Annotated in this window: 13 protein-coding genes and 1 pseudogene; 8 read left to right on the forward strand and 6 right to left on the reverse strand. The window is 66.3% G+C overall.

Translation table 11 applies throughout. The features are described 5' to 3' along the window. Positions 1–9: 9 nt before the first annotated feature. On the reverse strand, positions 10–1,623 hold the full coding sequence (gene nadB / locus AC07P1_RS11030) for an L-aspartate oxidase (protein WP_494695842.1): 1,614 nt from the start codon (positions 1,621–1,623) through the stop codon (positions 10–12). Positions 1,624–1,829: 206 nt separating this feature from the next. Here nadB and AC07P1_RS11035 point away from each other — a divergent pair, with 206 nt between their 5' ends. The 3 genes from AC07P1_RS11035 to prsR are packed head-to-tail and all read left to right on the forward strand — an operon-like array spanning position 1,830 to position 6,632. Beyond that, positions 1,830–3,209 carry a TIGR03013 family XrtA/PEP-CTERM system glycosyltransferase gene (locus AC07P1_RS11035; RefSeq protein WP_494695843.1) on the forward strand — a complete coding sequence of 460 codons (1,380 nt, stop codon included), beginning with the start codon at positions 1,830–1,832 and terminating at the stop codon, positions 3,207–3,209. Beyond that, positions 3,209–5,299 carry an XrtA/PEP-CTERM system histidine kinase PrsK gene (gene prsK, locus AC07P1_RS11040; protein ID WP_494695844.1) on the forward strand — a complete coding sequence of 697 codons (2,091 nt, stop codon included), beginning with the start codon at positions 3,209–3,211 and terminating at the stop codon, positions 5,297–5,299. The genes AC07P1_RS11035 and prsK overlap by 1 nt, the downstream gene beginning before the upstream one ends. Beyond that, a complete protein-coding gene (gene prsR / locus AC07P1_RS11045; protein WP_494695845.1) occupies positions 5,286–6,632 on the forward strand; it encodes a PEP-CTERM-box response regulator transcription factor in 1,347 nt (448 codons plus the stop codon). The genes prsK and prsR overlap by 14 nt, the downstream gene beginning before the upstream one ends. 1 nt (position 6,633) lies before the next feature. On the opposite strand, the gene AC07P1_RS11050 is transcribed toward prsR, so the two are convergent. From AC07P1_RS11050 to AC07P1_RS11060, 3 genes are read right to left on the reverse strand one after another with little or no spacing between them, the layout of a single operon-like run. Beyond that, positions 6,634–7,269: a tetratricopeptide repeat protein gene (locus tag AC07P1_RS11050; RefSeq protein ID WP_494695846.1), complete on the reverse strand. Its 636-nt coding sequence runs from the start codon at positions 7,267–7,269 to the stop codon at positions 6,634–6,636. After that, positions 7,266–7,544 carry an acyl carrier protein gene (locus AC07P1_RS11055; RefSeq protein WP_494695847.1) on the reverse strand — a complete coding sequence of 93 codons (279 nt, stop codon included), beginning with the start codon at positions 7,542–7,544 and terminating at the stop codon, positions 7,266–7,268. The genes AC07P1_RS11050 and AC07P1_RS11055 overlap by 4 nt, the downstream gene beginning before the upstream one ends. After that, positions 7,499–8,254 carry a GNAT family N-acetyltransferase gene (locus tag AC07P1_RS11060; RefSeq protein WP_494695848.1) on the reverse strand — a complete coding sequence of 252 codons (756 nt, stop codon included), beginning with the start codon at positions 8,252–8,254 and terminating at the stop codon, positions 7,499–7,501. The genes AC07P1_RS11055 and AC07P1_RS11060 overlap by 46 nt, the downstream gene beginning before the upstream one ends. A 287-nt stretch (positions 8,255–8,541) precedes the next feature. On the opposite strand from AC07P1_RS11060, the pseudogene AC07P1_RS11065 reads away from it, so the two are divergent. Continuing rightward, a pseudogene (locus AC07P1_RS11065) lies at positions 8,542–8,634 on the forward strand (decarboxylase); the annotation flags it as partial. Continuing rightward, positions 8,631–10,514: an asparagine synthetase B family protein gene (locus tag AC07P1_RS11070; protein WP_494695849.1), complete on the forward strand. Its 1,884-nt coding sequence runs from the start codon at positions 8,631–8,633 to the stop codon at positions 10,512–10,514. The pseudogene AC07P1_RS11065 and the gene AC07P1_RS11070, both read left to right, overlap by 4 nt. Here AC07P1_RS11070 and AC07P1_RS11075 read toward each other — a convergent pair. Both AC07P1_RS11075 and AC07P1_RS11080 read right to left on the reverse strand, forming a co-directional pair. Further along, positions 10,474–11,415 (reverse strand): polysaccharide deacetylase family protein, encoded by a 942-nt coding sequence (locus AC07P1_RS11075; RefSeq protein ID WP_494695850.1) that lies wholly within the window; start codon positions 11,413–11,415, stop codon positions 10,474–10,476. The genes AC07P1_RS11070 and AC07P1_RS11075 overlap by 41 nt on opposite strands. Beyond that, positions 11,412–12,713, reverse strand: a complete 1,302-nt coding sequence (locus AC07P1_RS11080; protein WP_494695851.1) for a putative O-glycosylation ligase, exosortase A system-associated — start codon at positions 12,711–12,713, stop codon at positions 11,412–11,414. Before AC07P1_RS11080 ends, AC07P1_RS11075 begins: the two co-directional genes overlap by 4 nt. Before the next feature lie 114 nt (positions 12,714–12,827). Between AC07P1_RS11080 and AC07P1_RS11085 the strand changes: the two genes are divergently transcribed. The 3 genes from AC07P1_RS11085 to AC07P1_RS11095 all read left to right on the forward strand — a co-directional run bounded on the left by AC07P1_RS11085 (position 12,828) and on the right by AC07P1_RS11095 (position 17,649). Next, entirely contained in the window at positions 12,828–14,903 is a 2,076-nt protein-coding gene (locus AC07P1_RS11085; RefSeq protein WP_494695852.1) for a glycosyltransferase, read from the forward strand. Positions 14,904–15,080: 177 nt separating this feature from the next. Next, a complete protein-coding gene (locus AC07P1_RS11090) occupies positions 15,081–16,154 on the forward strand; it encodes a glycosyltransferase family 4 protein (RefSeq protein WP_494695853.1) in 1,074 nt (357 codons plus the stop codon). Continuing rightward, the gene (locus AC07P1_RS11095) at positions 16,144–17,649 is read left to right on the forward strand and encodes an MBOAT family O-acyltransferase (protein WP_494695854.1); all 1,506 of its coding nucleotides are present in this window, start codon (positions 16,144–16,146) and stop codon (positions 17,647–17,649) included. The genes AC07P1_RS11090 and AC07P1_RS11095 overlap by 11 nt, the downstream gene beginning before the upstream one ends. Positions 17,650–17,651: the final 2 nt, after the last annotated feature.

A 17,651-nucleotide genomic window follows, 5' to 3' on the forward strand; every position in this document is an offset into this window, starting at 1 on the left:
TGCCGCTCCTTAACTACGCCGCGGCGGCATCAGGATGCTCGGCAAGGCCTTCGGCAACGTTTCCGGATAGTCGCGGCTGAAGTGCAGGCCCCGGCTTTCGCGCCGCTGCAGCGCGCTGTTGACGATCAGGCTGGCCACGTCGACCAGGTTGCGCAGTTCCAGCAGATCGTGCGTGATGCGGAAGTTGCGGTAGTACTCGTCGATTTCCTCCTTCAGCAGCGCGATGCGGTGCTGCGCGCGCTCCAGGCGCTTGGTGGTGCGCACGATGCCGACGTAGTTCCACATGAAGCGGCGCAGTTCGTCCCAGTTGTGGGAAATGACCACTTCCTCGTCGGCGTCGGTGACGCGGCTTTCGTCCCAATCGGGCAGGTAGGGCACTTCGCCTTTTTCCTTGGCGGCGATGTCGCGCGCGCAGGCGCTGCCGATGACCACGCATTCGAGCAGCGAGTTGCTGGCCAGGCGGTTGGCGCCGTGCAGGCCGGTGCAGGCGGTCTCGCCCACGGCGTACAGGCCGGGCAGGTCGGTGCGGCCGAACAGGTCGGTGACCACGCCGCCGCAGGTGTAGTGCGCGGCCGGCACGATCGGGATCGGCTGCTTGGTGATGTCGATGCCCAGTTCCAGGCAGCGCGCGTAGATCGTCGGGAAGTGTTCGATCAGGAACTCGGCCGGCTTGTGGCTGATGTCCAGGTGCACGTAGTCGAGGCCGCGTTTCTTGATCTCGAAGTCGATCGCCCGGGCCACCACGTCGCGCGGCGCCAGCTCGGCGCGCTCGTCGTGGGCCAGCATGAAGCGCGTGCCGGCGGCGGCGCCCGCTTCGGGCGGCAGCTTGAGCAGGCCGCCCTCGCCACGGATCGCCTCGGTGATCAGGAACGATTTGGCGTACGGGTGGTACAGGCAGGTCGGGTGGAACTGGATGAACTCCATGTTCGAGATGCGGCAGCCGGCGCGCCAGGCCATGGCGATGCCGTCGCCGCTGGCGGTGTCCGGATTGGTGGTGTACAGGTAGACCTTGCCGGCGCCGCCGGTGGCCATGACGGTGTGTTCGGCGGCGAAGGTCAGCACTTGGCCTGATTTTTCGTCCTGCACGTACAAGCCGTAGCATTTCGGCTGGGAATGGCCCTTCTTGACCGGATGCAGCTTGTCGGAGGTGATCAGGTCGATCGCGCAGTGGTGCTCGAACAAGGTGATGTTCGGATGGGCGCGGACTTTTTCCTCCAAGGTGACCTGTACCGCGTGGCCGGTGGCGTCGGCCGCGTGGATGATGCGGCGCTGGCTGTGGCCGCCTTCGCGGGTCAGGTGGAAGCCCAGTTCGGCCGACGCGTCGCGCGTGAACGGCACGCCTTGCGCGATCAGCCATTCGATCGCTTCGCGGCCGTGCTCGACGATGTAGCGCGTGGCGCTCTCGTCGCACAGGCCGCCGCCGGCGACCAGGGTGTCGTCGATGTGCTGGGTGTGGCTGTCGCCGGAATCGAGCACGGCGGCGATGCCCCCTTGCGCCCAGTTGCTGGCGCCGTCTTTGAGCGCGCGTTTGGAGATAATCGCGACTGTGCGCGTTTCGGCCAGGTGCAGGGCGACCGAGAGGCCGGCCAATCCGCTGCCGACGATTGCAACATCAAATTTCATGATCACATGTGAAATGCTGTAAGGAAGCATGACTATAGACTATTTGTCACACCTTCGTCATATTCCCCGTTTTTTGCCTGGTCTTTATCCCTTTTCCGCGCCCGGTTTGCGCTGGCGCCGGTATGCGGTTGCGGGCGCTCAAAGCGAACGGACCTGCTTGTCTCCATCATGAAAGTTCCGCCGGTCAGAGCGGCAGGGAGCTTATTGTGATCAGAATATTTCATCATTACGTGTCGAAAATGGCCTTCATGCTGATGCTGCTGGAGCTGCTGGTGTTGTTGACGGCCGCTGTCGCCAGCGCGCCGTTGTGGCGGCAGGGCGGTCCCGCGCCCGAGAGCCTCTATCCGCCGGCGCTGGTGTTCGCGCTGGTGCTGGTGTTCAGCATGGGCGCCCTGGGCATGTACCAGCATAACCAGTCGCGCGAAGATATCAAAAGTACGTTCGTGCGCATCCTGCCGTCGTTCGTGCTGGGTTTCGTGCTGTTCAGCCTGTTGGCGCAGCTGCTGCCGGGCACCCAGTTCGTGCGCCTCGGCAGCGTGGTGTTCGTCGTCGGCGGCGCGGCGGTGCTGCTGGCGCGACTGCTGGTGTTCACCTCGGCGCAGTCGAGCATGCTGGAGAAGCGCCTGATCATCATCGGCGACGGCGCCACCGCGCGCGAATGCATGGAACTGGCGACCACGGGCATCGGTTTCCACCAATTCCGGGTGGTGGGCTGCGTGCCGGTCGAGGGCGAGCCGCGCTGCGTGCCGCCGACGATGTTGCTGCCGCCCGAGCTGTCGTTGCTGGCGCTGGCGCGGCGCCATGCCGCCGACGAGATCATCGTTTCGGTGGGCGACCGCCGCAACGGTGCCTTCCCCGTGCGCCAGCTGCTCGAGTGCGCGCTGGGCGGCGTGCGCGTGACCGACGCCGCCAGTTTCTTCGAGCGCGAGGCGTGCCAGATCCGCGTCGACTCGCTGCAGCCGAGCTATTTGATTTTCGGCGGCGGTTTCGACCAGAGTCCGCTGCGGGCGGCGGTCAAGCGCGCCTTCGACCTGCTGGCCAGTGGCGCGATCTGCCTGGCGGCGTTGCCGGTGATGCTGCTGGCGGCGCTGGCGATCAAGCTCGAGGATGGCGGGCCGGTGTTTTACCAGCAGGAGCGGGTCGGCCGCGACAACCGGCCGTTCAAGGTGCTGAAATTCCGCAGCATGCGGGTCGACGCCGAGCTGGACGGCAAACCGAAATGGGCGTCCCGGGACGATCCGCGCGTGACGGCGGTCGGGCGCTGGATACGCAAGCTGCGCATCGACGAGTTGCCGCAGATGCTCAATGTGTTCAAGGGCGAAATGAGTTTTGTCGGTCCGCGCCCGGAGCGCGCCTATTTCGTCGAGCAGCTGTGCCAGGAGATCGCCTACTATAACGTGCGGCACGGCATCAAGCCGGGCATCACCGGCCTGGCCCAGGTGCGCCACGGCTATGGCGCCTCGGTCGATGACGCCGTGCGCAAGCTGCAATACGACCTTTATTACGTCAAGAACAACAGCCTGTTCCTCGATTTGCTGATCCTGATCGACACGGTGCAAGTCGTGTTGTTCGGCAAGGGGCGTTGATGCGGTGGGACTGGCTGCAGGGGGTGCCGTCGCAGCTGGTGCCGGTGGCCAGCTACGGCGTCGCGGCGGCGGCTTTCCTGCTGCTGGCGGTGTTGCTGCTGGGACGCTGGCACGCGCGTCCGCACGCCCGCGCGTTCGGCATGGCCGCTTTGCTGACGGCCGCTTGGGCCGGGGGCGCGGCGGCCTCCGGCGCGATCGACCGTATGTCGTTGCTGCTGCTCGATGGGCCGGAAGTGCTGCGCACTGCCGCATGGCTGGCCCTGCTGCTGGCGTTGAGCACCAGCGGCTGGCGCTTGCGCGTTTGGTTGGCCGGCGTCGCCTTGCTGGTGCTGGTGCAATTGGGTGGCGCGCTGCTGCCGGAGGCGGTGCTGGTGGGCGCGCAAGCCTGGCCGGCGATGCTGGCAGTCGTCCGGCTGGTGCTGGCGGTGCTGGGCATGCTACTGGTCGAGCATGTATATCGCGGCGCCCAGCAGAACGCGCGTTGGGGCATCAAGTTCGCCTGCCTGGGCATCGGCGCCTTGTTCGCCTACGACTTCTATTTGTACAGCGACGCCTTGTTGTTCCGCCGGATACATCAGGATATCTGGGCCGCGCGCGGGGTGGTCAACGCGCTCAGCGCGCCGCTGCTGGCGGTGGCGGCGACGCGCAATCCGGTGTGGACGCCTGGCTTGCTGCTGTCGCGGCAAATCATGTTCCGTTCGGCCGCCTTGCTGGGCTCCGCGCTGTATCTGCTGGCGATGGCGGGCAGCGCGTGGTATTTGCGCTACGTCGGCGGCGCCTGGGGCGCGGTCATGCAACTGGTTTGCCTGGCCGGGGCGGCGCTGTTGCTGACGGTGGTGCTGTTCTCGGGGACCATGCGGGCGCGGCTCAAGATCTTTATCAACAAACACTTCTATCAGGGGCGCTATGACTACCGGCACGAGTGGCAGCGCTGTACGCATGGCCTGGCCGAAGAGGGCGGGCCGCTGTCGGAACGGGCCATCCAGGCGCTGGCCGGGCTGGTCGAAAGCCCGGCCGGCGTGTTGTGGCTGCGCCGCGACGACGACTGCTTCCAGCCGGCCGCCAGCTGGAACATGCCGCTGCCGAAGCAGGAGATCCGCGGCGACAGCGATATTTGCCGCTTTCTGGAGCAGCGGCGCTGGGTCATCGAGATGCCGGAGTGGCGCCGCCATCCCCGGCGCTATGGCGATCTGCCCTTGCCGGCCTGGCTGACCGAGACCCCGAGCCTGTGGCTGGTGGTGCCGTTGACATTGGAGCGCAGGCTGTCCGGCTTCATCTGCCTGGCGCGTCCCCGGACGGCGCTGCAGCTGAACTGGGAGGTGCGCGACGTGCTGAAAATCGCCGGCAGCCAGGCCGCCAGCTATCTGGCCCATCGCGAATCGGCCGACAACCTGGCGGTGGCGCGCCAGTTCGAGTCGTTCAACCGCATGTCGACCTTCATCGTGCATGATCTGAAAAACCTGGTGTCGCAGCTGTCTTTGTTGCTGGTCAACGCGGAGCGTCATAAGGCCAATCCGGAGTTCCAGGAGGATATGCTGCAGACGTTGTCGCATTCATTGGACAAGCTGAAGCAGTTGCTGCTCAAACTGCGCCGCGACGAGACCTTGGACGTGGCGGCGCCGCTGGCGCTGGACAAGTTGCTGGCGCGCGCGGTCGATGGCTGCGCGGCGCTGCGGCCCAAGCCCACGCTGGAGCTGCGTGGCGCCGGCCTGACCGTGCTGGCCAACTGGCAGCGGCTGGAGCGGGTGATCGGCCACCTGATTCAAAACGCGGTGGAGGCGACGCCGCGCGACGGCAAGGTCGCGGTCAAGCTGCTGCGGGCCGGTGACGCCGCCGTCATCGAACTCAGTGACACGGGCCACGGCATGACCGAGGAGTTCATCCGCGACCGCTTGTTCAAGCCCTTCGAATCGACCAAGACGGCCGGCATGGGCATCGGCGTGTTCGAGAGCCGCGAGTACATGCGCGAGGTCGGTGGGCAGCTGGAGGTGATCAGCGTGCCGGGGAGGGGGACCACCTTCCGCGTCACGCTGCCGCTGCAAAAGGAAGCGCCAACGCCACAACCGGGAGAGAAGCATGGCGAAAAATAAGCTGCTGGTGGTGGAGGACGACGCGGGGCTGCAAAAGCAGCTGCGCTGGAGCCTGGACGCCTACGAGGTCGTGGTGGCCAACGACCGCGAGTCCGCGATGGCGCAACTGCGCCGCCATCAGCCGGCCGTGGCCACGATGGACCTGGGCCTGCCGCCGGACCCGGACGGCGCCACCGAGGGGTTGGCGCTGTTGCAGCAGATCCTGGCGGCGTCGCCCGACACCAAGGTCATTATCCTGTCCGGCAACCAGGAACGCGCGCACGCGCTCAAGGCGATCGCCATGGGCGCCTATGATTTCCATCAAAAGCCGCTCGACGCCGACACGCTGTCGCTGGTGATCGCGCGCGCCTTCTATCTGCATGCGATCCAGCAGGAGAACCGCCGCATGTTGCAGATCCAGTCCGATTCGCCGCTGTCGGGCATCATCAGCCGCGACCCGGGTATGCTGAAGGTGTGCCGCAGCGTCGAGAAGGTGGCGCCGTCGTCGGCGACCGTGATGCTGCTGGGCGACTCGGGCAGCGGCAAGGAGTTGATCGCGCGCGGCCTGCACAACCTCGGCGCGCGGGCGGACAAGCGCTTCGTCGCCATCAACTGCGCGGCGATACCGGAACATCTGCTGGAGAGCGAGTTGTTCGGCTACGAAAAAGGCGCGTTCACCGGCGCCCAGCGGCAAACCCTGGGCAAGCTGGAACTGGCGCACGGCGGCACCTTCTTCCTCGACGAAATCGGCGACATGGCGATGGCCCTGCAGGCCAAGCTGCTGCGCTTCTTGCAGGAGCGCGTGATCGAGCGGGTGGGCGGCAGGAGCGAAATCAGCATCGACGTGCGCATCGTCTGCGCCACCCATCAAAACCTCAAGTCGCTGGCCGATGCGGGCCGCTTCCGCGAGGACCTGTACTACCGCCTCAGCGAGATCGTGTTGATGATACCGCCGCTGCGCGACCGGGTCGGCGACAGCGCGCTGCTGGCGCACCACTTCAAGAACAAGTTCTGCGCCCGCGAATCGCGCCCGGTGCTCAATTTCAGCCCGGAGGCGCTGGCGGTGATCGAATCCTACGGCTGGCCGGGCAATGTGCGCGAGATGGAGAACTGCATACGCCGCGCCGTGATCATGGCCGACGGCCCGCAGATCACGGCCGCCGACCTGGGTTTGCCGGACAGCGCGGCCGAGGAGGAAAACGTCAACCTGCGCCAGGCGCGCGACGCGGCGGAATACAAGGTGATGGTCAAGGCGCTGGCGCGGGTGGACGGCAACATCGTCAAGGCGGCCGAGCTATTGGGCGTCAGCCGTCCGACCTTGTACGATTTGATGAACCACCACGGTCTGAAGTAGCTTATTGGTCGGCGCGCCACTGGCCGGCGTCGACCAGTTTGTTTTTCAGGCCGGGCAGCGGGAAGCCCATGCCATAGGCCTTGCCGGCGCTGGCGCGGGCCTTGTCGTAGTCCTTCTTCTTCAGGTAGAGCAGGCCCAGATTGTAGTGGGAGGTCGGATTGTCCGGCTCCAGCAGGGCGGCTTGTTCCAGCTGGTCCAGCGCGGCGTCGGCCTGGCCCAGCGCCAGCAGGTAGCTGCCGAACAGCGAGCGTACTTTCGCGTCCTTCGGGCGGAAGCCCACCGCGCGCTGGAAATAACAATCGATGGTGTAGCGCGCGCCGTGCGGCTTGCGGTTCTTGTCGCGCAGCGCAAGGCGCGTCATCGCCCCGAGCGCGCGGTGATGGTTGGGGAAGTGGTCCAGCGTATAGCCGATATCGCCGCCGAGGGGGCCGGAGGCGCCCTTGACGAGCTTTTCGACGTCGGGTGTGAAGTGGAATTGCTCGACCACGCCCAGGCCTGCGCGGTCGTCGGCGTTGGTGTAGTCGCCACCCGGCTTGTGCGGGACGTAGGCCGGGCAATCCTGGCCGGCCGCCGTGGTGGCGGCCGTCGCCGGCGCGGCGAGAGCGATCGAGAGTAAAAACAGCGCGGCCGGTTTCATGGTTGCTCCTTTGCGGCGGGGAGTTCGGGGGCGCCGGCCAGCTTGGCCTGCACGAAGGCGGACAGCGTGCCGATGGTGGCGAAGTGGCGCGCGCCGATTTCGTCGTCGTCGACGGCGATGCCGAAGTGCTCTTCGAGCGCCATCAGCAGGTTCACCACCGCCATCGAATCGAACTCCGGCAGGCTGCCCAGTAGCGCGGTGTCCGGGTCCAGCGGTGCGCGGCCCAGGGCTAGCGTGGTTCTGAGGACGTCGCAGACTCTTTCGGTGGTGGACATGGATGCTCCCGTGGTGTGACATCGGCCAGCGCGCTGGTGTCGAAGCTCAGTTGTGGAAAGGATGCGGCGCTGCGCGATAGGTGGAAATAGGGCGCCATGGTGGCGAACATCCACTGCCATGCGCCGCAGCGGACGAACAGCGCGTCGCCAAGGCGCACGGTGCCGATGCGGGCGTGCGCGCGCAGCGAGGCGGAGTTGAAGGCGGAGATGCGGCTGCAGGTCCAGCGGATGTCGCGCTCGCGCAGTTGCTGGCGCGCCGTGTCCCACAGGCGGGGAAAAACCCAGCCTAGCCGTTCGTCCGGATGTATCCAGACGTCGAAGTCCCAGCTGGCGTGGCGGGAGACCAGGCGGTAGCGCGCCCGCACCTCGTCCTCCTGGTACGCGTCCAGCACCAGCCACAGGAAGCCGGCCAGGCGGCCGTGGCGCCACGCGGCCAGGCTGTGCGCGCCCTGGGCGAAGCGCTCGCGCACCACCGCGTGGGGACGCGGATAGCCGTCCGGCAGCGCCGCGTCCTGCGCGTGGGCGTCGATCCGGATGTCGGCGCCGCGGCCGGCGCAAATGGGTTTGTCGCCCACATATTGGGCGACGAAGCGGTAGCGGTGCAGCGTGCAGCCGCCGGCGCTGGCCTTGTCGAGCGTGCGCCCGAGCCAGTACAGGACGGCGTTGAGCCAGCCCAGTTGCGCGAGTGTGTGACGCAGGCCAGTGGTCATGGAAGCGATCGGAAGGTGAAGCTTAAGGTGGAGCCTGGGGCGGAGCCTCGATTAGACAATGGCGGGGGGCAGGCGTGTTTGCGCCAGCACAAGCGCGCCGCCGGCTTGACGAGCGTCAATAACCCCGGGACCGATTGTCTCAATCATAGAGGATGGTTTTCCGTCTTGCCCGGCCATAACAATCAGAAGGACCTCCGATGAAACCCTCGACCGACGATCTTCCGCAGCATGCGGCGCTGAAACAGTTTCCGGTGCAGGACGGTTGTCTGCAACTTGGCGGCGTGCTGCTGACCGTCTTGTTCCAGTCCGGGGCGTACGGTTTGACCGCCAGTCCGACCGCCTTCCCCGGGCATCCCGCGCCGCTCGAGGTGCCGGTATGAGCGGCCTCTGCGGTTATCTCGGGCGCCTCCAGGATGAGATCGGCGGCAACAGCGCCGCGCTGCTGCGGCGCATGGGCGAACGCATGGCCGAGTTCGACGCCACACCGGTCCAGACCTTGCAGTCCGGCGCCAGCGGCTTGGCGGTGGCCGCCCAGCCGGGCAGCGTCAGCCTGCATAAGAAGGATGGCGTGCTGGCCGCCGTCTGGGGCCGGCCGATGCTCGACGGCAGCGCCGAACAGGTCGCGCTGCGGCTGGCCGGCTTGTGGAGCGTGCGCGGTCCGCAGGCGTGCGCCGCCTTGTCGGGCGCGTTCGCCGTCTGCATCGTCGACTGCCTGTCCGGCCAGGTGCTGCTGGCGGTCGACCGCGGCGCCACCTATCCGATGCACTATCAGAGCGCGCCGCACGGTTTGCTGTTCGGCTCGTCCACCTCGGCCTTGCAACTGCATCCGTTCTCCAAGGCGGAGCTGGACGCGCAGTCGATCTATAACTACCTGTATTTCCACATGATACCGGCGCCGCGCACGGTCTATCGCCATCAATACCGTCTGCTGCCGGGCGAGTTCGTGCACTACCGGCGCGGCAGGCTGGAGCGCGGCAGCTACTGGAAGATGCAGTTCGAGGAGCAGCGCACGCAGTCGTTCGAGCAACTCAGGGAACAATTCCTGTCGACCTTGGAGGAATCGGTGCGGCGGGTGGCGGGCGGCGCCAGAACCGGCGCGTTTCTGAGCGGCGGCACCGACAGTTCGACCCTGGCGGGCATGCTGGCCCAGGTGCAGGGAACGGCGCCGAGCACGTATTCGATCGGTTTCGAGGTCCCCGGCTACGGCGAGATGGCTTACGCGCGCATGGCCGCCAGGCATTTCGGCACCGACCACCACGAACTGTATGTGACGGCCGACGACGTGGTGGCGGTGGTCCCGCGCATCGCCGACGTCAGCGACCAGCCGTTCGGCAACGCGTCGGCGGTGCCGGCGTACTACTGCGCGAAGATGGCGCAAGCCGACGGCCTGGGGCGCCTGCTGGGCGGCGACGGCGGCGATGAGTTGTTCGGCGGAAATGAGCGCTATGCCCGCCAGGCGGTGTTCGAGCGCTATGAACAGCTGCCGTCGTCGTTGCGCCAGGTGGTGCTGGAGCCCTTGCTGTTCGGCGTCGCGGGCGGCCTGGACCTGCCGCCGCTGCGCAAGGCGCGCAGCTATGTCGAACAGGCGCTGGTGCCGATGCCGGCGCGGCTGGAGACGTATAACTTGCTGCAGCGCTATGGCGCCGCCGAGGTGCTGCACGCGGAGTTCCTCGCCAGCATAGACCCGGGCGCGCCGGCCGCCCAACTGAGCGCCTGCTACTGGGACACCCAGGGCCTGAGCCAGATCAACCGCATGCAGGCGCTCGACCTGCGCTACACCCTGGCCGACAACGACCTGCCCAAGGTGCGCAAGGCCTGCGAGCTGGCCGGCCTGGAGGTGGCGTTCCCGTTCCTGAGCGACGAGATGCTGGCTTTTTCCGCCCGGCTCAGCCCGGAGGACAAGTTGAAAGGCACGCGGCTGCGCTATTTCTTCAAGCGGGCGCTGCGCGGGTATCTGCCCTCGACCATCCTGCGCAAGAAAAAACACGGCTTCGGCCTGCCGTTCGGCCACTGGCTGCGGACGCACGCGGGTTTGCGCGCGCTGGCCTTCGACAGCCTGAGCGACCTGAAGTCGCGCCGCATCGTGCGCGCCGACTTCATCGATACGCTGACGGGGAATCTGGTCCATGAGCATCCGGCCTACCACGGCACCATGGTGTGGGTGCTGATGATGCTCGAGCAATGGCTGCGCCAGCAGGCCGGCCGCCGCAAGGCCGATCTCAGCCGCCAAGAGCCGGCGGAAGCGATGCGCGGCGCCTGACGTTTTCGCGGTAGCGGTTTTGCAGCAGCCGCATCAGGAAGCGCGCGCTGTCCCGCTCCCATGGCGTGTAGCGCGGCAGCTGCCACGGGTCGCTGCCGGGGCCGGCGGCGCCGGCGACGGTGCTCAGCGCCGCCTCGAAGCCCAGCGAGCGCACCATGTCGAGGTGGCGGCGGTCGTAATCGGCGCCCGGTTTGCCGTTGGGATAGGCGAACATTGTCACTTGTCTGCCAGCCAAAGCTTCCAGCACGGCTTTTCCCTCGGCGATGTCGGCGTAGGCGTCGTCGTCCGGCATGGCCGCGAGGATGGGGTGGCGATGGGTGTGGGCGCCCAGCTCCATGCCGGCCGCGAGCAACTGGCGTATCTGGCCGGAATTCATCATCAGCGGCTGCCGGCGCGCCGGCGCCAGCCGCCCGGCCATCATCTGCCGCCGGGCGAAGGAAAGATATTTCAGCTGCATCAGCACCTGGTCGATCGCCTGCCTCTTTTGCGCGGGCGTGAAACCGGGCAGCGAGCCGCAGCCGATCATCGAAAAATCCAGACGGCCGGCCGGCGCTTGCCTGACGTAGTCGATCACGTCGTCGTTCCACATCCTGCCACCGTTCAGATACGCCGTGGCGATGAAGAAGGTGGCGTGCAGGCCATGGCGCTGGAGCACCGGCAGCGCCAGCTCGGCGTTGTCGGCGTAGCCGTCGTCGAAAGTGATGCACAGCGCGCGGGAGGGCAGGGTTCCCTGCCGAAGCTGGCGCACCGCCGCGGGCAGCGGCATCACGCGGAAGAAGCGCTTGAGCAGGCGCATCTGGCGGTCGAAGGCGGCCACGTCAGGCACGTCGGGCAGCAAGGGGTCCGGCCCCGCCAGCACCCGGTGGTAGATCAGGATCGACAGCGCCCGTGTGCCCATCATCGCGGCACCTGCGCGGTGGCCCGGGCCGGGCGGATCGGCTTGACGGCGGCTGGTCCACCCGGTTCGGCCTTGCGCCGCTCGACCAGGATGCGGATCGCGACCACCGCGCCCATCAGGTAATAGGGGACGTCGAAGTACAACAGGCTGAGGAAGGCGCCGCCCACGGCGAAGCCGATCAGGCTGGCCTGTATGGTTTTCGCCAGGCTGCTGGCCCAGGCCAGGTCGGGGATGTCGCGGCTGTTGCGGACGATCCAGTCGGCCGAGCGCCAGGTGAGCCAGCCCAGCAGCAGATAGATGGCCAGCCCGATAAAGCCATGCTCGCCCAGCGCCTGGAAATAGATGCTGTGCGCGGCGTGGACGTCGGTCGGATCGGGCGCGTACAGGAAGAAGGTCGACGCCTCGGCGGGCTCGAAGCCGCCGCCGAAGAAGCGGTCCTTGGCCATGTTGTAGGCCATGTACCAGGCGTTGATGCGGCCCATCGCGGATTCGTCGGTCTGGTATTCGTCGATGGTGTCCATGCGCGCGGTCCAGCGGTCCGGCATGAACAGTAGTGCCAGCGGCGCCAGCAGAACGATCAGGATGCCGCCCAGCAGCTTGCTTTTGCTTTTGATCCACATGAAACCGAGCATCCCGGCGATGGCCAGCAGTCCGCCGCGCGAGTAGGAGCCGAGCGCGGCCAGGGCGGACAGCAGCATCATGGCGTTCATCGCATGCCAGACCCAGCGCTTCTCGCTGCTTTGCTGCAGGTAGCGCATCAGCGGAATGGTCATGATCAGCGCCAGGGCGATTGAATTGTTATCGCCGATAAAGGTGCCATTCGGCCCCCACACGCGGTCGGCGCCGCCGCTGCGGATGGTGAACACGCCACCCTTGACGCCGTAGTAGCCGAGCGACAAGGTCAACACCCAGATCATCTTCTGAATATCCTCGCGCTTGCGGACCACCGCCATGGTCACCAAGCTCATCAGCATGATTTTCATCACCTTGTTCCACTGCTGGACGGCGGAGGCCGGAAAGATCGCAAACAGGGTGGTGACGTTCATCCACAGGATGAAGGCGATCAAGGTGTAGGTGATGCCGGAGGCGGGCAACGTCTTCGGCTGGCGCGAGATGGCGACGCTGAACAAGGTGGCGACGGCGATGATGAAGGCGAACGGGAACGTCGTCGCGAAACCCCAGCCCTGGGTGTGGGGATTCATGACGCTGATCCAGATCCACATCAACACGCCGTTGACGGGATTCTTGACGATCAGCGGCAAGCTGCCGAAAACGATCAGAGTGACGAGGATGTCGCGCATGCGGATGGCAGTCGTTGATGCGGCGCAAGGATTGCGCCTGAGCCTGTCAGTACACTGGTTTTTTAACCTGAGCTATCTTAGGACAGAGGAGAGGCCCGCTTGTTGACTGTGCTCATGGCTACTTACGATGGGGTAGCGACTTTGCCCGCCGTGCTGGACGCTTGTTGCCGCCTCGAGCCGCCGGACCAGCCCTGGCAAATGCTGATAGTCGATAACGGCAGCATGGACGGTACGGGCGAACTGATCGCGCGCTACACCGATCGGCTGCCGTTGCGCTGCCTGCGCGAGCCGCGCCGGGGGAAGAATGTGGCCCTGAACCTGGCGCTGGAGACCGTGTCGCGCGAGCCGGGCGGCGACGGCGACCTGCTGATCTTCACCGACGACGACGCCACGCCCGCCCCCGACTGGCTGCGCCAGTGGGAAGCCTGCGCGCGCGACCACCCCGACTATGCCGTGTTCGGCGGCGCGATCGTGCCCGATTGGGCCAGGCGGCCGCCGGAGTGGCTGGAGCGGCTGGCGCCGCTCGGACTGACGTACGGGCTGACCACGCCGTCGTTGCCGGACGGTCCGCTGTTTCCCGGCCTGGTGTGGGGCGCGAACATGGCGGTGCGGCGCGCGGCTTTCGACGCCGGCCACCGCTTCGATACGTCGGTGGGGCCGAACGGGCAGGCCTACGCGATGGGCAGCGAGACCGAGCTGACCCGCCGGCTGGCGCTGGCCGGTTACCGGGTCTGGCATTGCGGCGCGGCGCGCGTGGCCCATCACATCCGTGCCCATCAGATTAAAACTTCCTATGTGTTGAAGAAGGCCTGGCGCTTTGGACGGGGCAAATACCGGCAGGACCGCCCCGGCATGTTTCCCGAGCTGCTGGGCTTGCCGCGCTGGATGTTGAGCCGGTATCTGCTCGAGTGCGCACGGCTGGTGCGGGACGCGGCGCGGCGCGATCGCGACGGCGTGTTCCGGCGCCGTTGGGAGATGGCGTATCTGCAGGGCTATTTTCACGAGGCCAGGAAGGGGCGGCGCAACAACCAGAGCCGGAAAAATATTCTGGTGACCAGCTATTCCGGCGAACTGGGCGGCATGGAGCTGCGCATGGCCCAGGAAGTGCGCTATCTACAGGCGGCCGGCTACGACAGCGGGCTGGCGATGCGCCGCTTCGGCGGTCTGGACGCGTGGGCGCGGCGCCTGGCGGGCGAGCAAATCAGCCTGGCGGAGTTCGATCCGCCGCTGTTCTTCGAACAATGGGAGTGGCGCCGGCTGAACCTGTGGCGGGCGCGGCTTCTGGCGGGACGCCGGTTGCGGGCGTTCCGGGCCGACCTGGTGCATGTCGCCTTTTGCTGGACCCATTACGGCGCCTCGGTGCTGTGGCTGGCGCGGCATTGCCGCGTACCGGCAGTGATCAGCGTCCATAACGCCTTCCAGCCGGCCAGCTTCAACGCCTGGCATCAACCGTTGCTGAAGCAGGCCTTTGGCGGCGTGCGCGGCATCTACGCCGTGTCGGAGTCGGCCATGACGCATTTCATGGCGCTGTACCAACCGTTTATCGCGCCGTCGACCCGGCTGGCGGTGATCCCCAACTCGGTCGACATCCGGCGCTTCCGGCCTTGCGCCGCGTTGCGGGTCGCCGCCCGTCGGCGGCTGGGCTTGCCGGAGGATGCCTTGGTGATCGGTTCGATAGGGCGCCTGTCGGAGCAGAAACAGCCGGGCGCGGCGCTGGCGATGCTCGGCATGTTGCGCAAGGCTTTCCCCAATCTGTATCTGGTGCTGGCGGGGACCGGCCCGCTCGAAGCGGACGTCAAGCGGCAGGCCGACCGCATGGGGTTGAGCGCCTATGTGGTCTTCACCGGCTTCGTGTCCGCCGTCGAGGAATTGCTGCCGGCGCTGGACGTGCACCTGCTGCTGAGCCGCAACGAGGGCTTCGGCATCTGCACGATCGAGGCGATGGCCTGCGGCGTGCCGGCGGTGGCGACCGATGTGCCGGGCAGCTCGGACATCCTGCGCGGCAGCGAGGGCGGCATATTGATTCCCAACGGCGACATGAAGAACGCCGTGCCCATGGTCGCCGCGCTGCTGATCGATCCGGAGCGGCGTGCCGTCATGGGCGGCAAGGGCCGCGCCGAGGTCGAGCGACGCTATAGCGAGGAAGTCGTTGGCAAGCTGGTGCACGCCTTTTATGACGGTCTGGTCTGAGATGCGGGACGCAACCATACTCTTGATCCGCGTCATCCGGCTCCCCTCCGCCTTGTATAGCATGTTCAGCATGGCCCGCTATTTGTTTGTCGCGCCCGCGAGGTGAAGCGGCAGGCCAAGCTCGTCGACCGCAAGGCGCCGACCCTGCTGACCAAACAACCCGCAAAAGGATAGCGTATGCGCGTCGGAATCCTGTCATATCCCATGCTGTTCCAGCGCGAGGGCGGCTTGCAGGTGCAAGTGCGCTCGACGATGGACGCGCTGCGCCAGCTCAAGGTCCCGGCGCTTCAGGTCGAGCTGGTCGATCCCAACCATCAGCGGCTCGACAGTTTCGACGTCATCCATGTGTTTTCCGCCATCAACGGCAACTACCGGCTGGTGGAGCTGGCGACCGAGATGGGCGTGCCGGTGGCGTTGTCGGCCTTGCTGTCGCCCAGTTGGACCAAGGCGGCGGGACTGCGCGCCAGGCTGGCCGATGGCTTGACCGGCCATTTGACGGGCTGGAATGTGCAGACCAGCTACGCCCAGACCAAGCGCGCGCTGCAACTGGCGCAGATGGTCATCGCGCTGGGGCCGGCCGAGCGGGCCGCCATCGTCGATGGCTTCCGTACCGACGGCGGAAAAATACGGATGCTGCCCAACGGCATCAGTCCGCGCTTCTTCAGCTCGGACCGCCAGGCTTTCGTCCGCCATACGGGCTTGAACGGCCCGTTTGTGTTGATGGTCGGCGCGATCTCCCCGTATAAGAATCAGCTGGCGCTGGTCAAAGCGCTGGAAAAGCACGATTTGCCCATCGTGCTGATCGGTAGCGCGCAGCGCCAGCACGAGGACTACCTGCAGGAGTTGCTGGCCTCGCCGAAGGTGCACTGGCTCGGTCAGCTCGACCACAACGATGCGTTGCTGGCCAGCGCCTACGCGGCCGCCTCGGTGCTGGCGCTACCCAGCCAGGGCGAAGTCTACCCGCTGGTGGTGCTGGAGGCGCTGGCCGCCGGCACACCGGTCGTGATGACCAATGAAAGTGCGTTGAGCCTGCCGGCCAGCGGCTTTGCGCTGAGGCAGTTGCGCTGGAACGACACCGACGCCTTGTGCACGGCCATCGTCGATTTTGTCGCGCGGCCGCCACGGCGGGCCGAAGTGCGGGCGCTGGTGGAGAAATTCACGTGGCAGCGCGTCGCCATGCAGATCGCCGATTGCTACCAAGAGCTGCACCGGCGCGACTGCGCGAATCAGGAAGAGCGCCGTGTTGTTTAATTCGTTTGGTTTTTTGTTTCTGTATTTGCCGGTGGTGTTAGCGGGATACTGCATGTTGGCGCGCTGGCGGCCGCGCTGGACCATAGCCTGGCTGGCGCTGGTGTCGCTGTTCTTCTACGGCTATTGGGATACGCGCTACCTGCCGCTGCTGCTGGCGTCCATCCTGTTCAACTATTGGTGCGGCATGCGCATCGGCGCCGCCGGTGCCCTGCGCAAACGCTGGCTGGTGTTCGGGCTGGCGGCCAACCTGGCCTTGCTGGCCTATTACAAGTACGCGAACTTTTTCGTCGCCAGCCTCAATCGGATGGCCGGGGCGCAGCTGCAAGGCTGGGAAATCATCCTGCCGATCGGCATCTCCTTTTTCACGTTCACGCAAATCGCCTTCCTGGTCGATTGCCATCGCGGGCTGGCCGGCGACGGCGAGTACAGGTTCACCCACTACACCTTGTTCGTCAGCTATTTTCCACACCTGATCGCCGGTCCGGTGCTGCATCACAAGGAAATGATGCCGCAGTTCGACGCGCGTCCGGGGCCGAACGCCGCCGACTTTGCCGTCGGTATCTCGATCTTCGTCATGGGACTGGCTAAAAAGGTGCTGCTGGCCGATCCCTTGTCGGTGCTGGTCGGTCCGGTGTTCGCGCCCGGCGCGGAACCACGGCTGATCGAGGCCTGGATAGGCGCGCTGGCCTACACGATGCAGCTCTACTTCGATTTCTCGGGTTATTCCGACATGGCGATCGGGCTGTCGCGGCTGTTCGGCGTGAAGCTGCCGCTCAACTTCAATTCGCCGTATCAGGCGGCCAATATCAGCGAGTTCTGGCGCCGCTGGCATATGACGCTGTCCCGCTTCCTGCGCGACTACCTGTATGTGCCGCTGGGCGGCAACCGTCGCGGGCGGGTGGCGCGCTACCGCAATCTGCTGTTGACCATGGTGCTGGGCGGTCTGTGGCACGGCGCCGGCTGGACCTTCGTCGTCTGGGGCGCCTTGCACGGCTTGTATCTGGTGTTGCATCACGCCTGGCTGGCGCTGGGCGGACCACTGCCCGGGCAGCGGTGGGCGCGCGGCCTGACGTTCATCGCCGTGATGCTGGCCTGGGTGGTATTCCGCGCGCCGGACCTGGCGACGGCGGGCGATATCCTGCTAGCCATGGCCGGCGGCAACGGCGTCGCGCTGCCGCGCGGCATGGCCGCCTACGCGCCGTCCTGGCTTGCGGTCGGCCTGGAGCCGGCCTTTACGGGAATCCGCTGGATCGACTTCAGCGGACCCGGCGTGCCGACCTTGCTGCTGGCCCTGGCGCTGGCTTTCCGGGCGCCGAATACCCAGCAAATCTTCGGCCATTACGCGCCCGCCATCGACAACGTCATCGCCCGCGGCTGCAAGCCGCAGTGGACCTGGACGCCCACCCGCGCCTGGAGCCTGACGTTCTCGCTGGTGTTTCTCGGCTGCCTGTTCAGCATGAACAGGGTCAGTGAATTCCTCTATTTTCAATTCTGATC

The sequence above is a fragment of the Duganella sp. GW821-FHT07F09 genome, assembly GCF_059418705.1.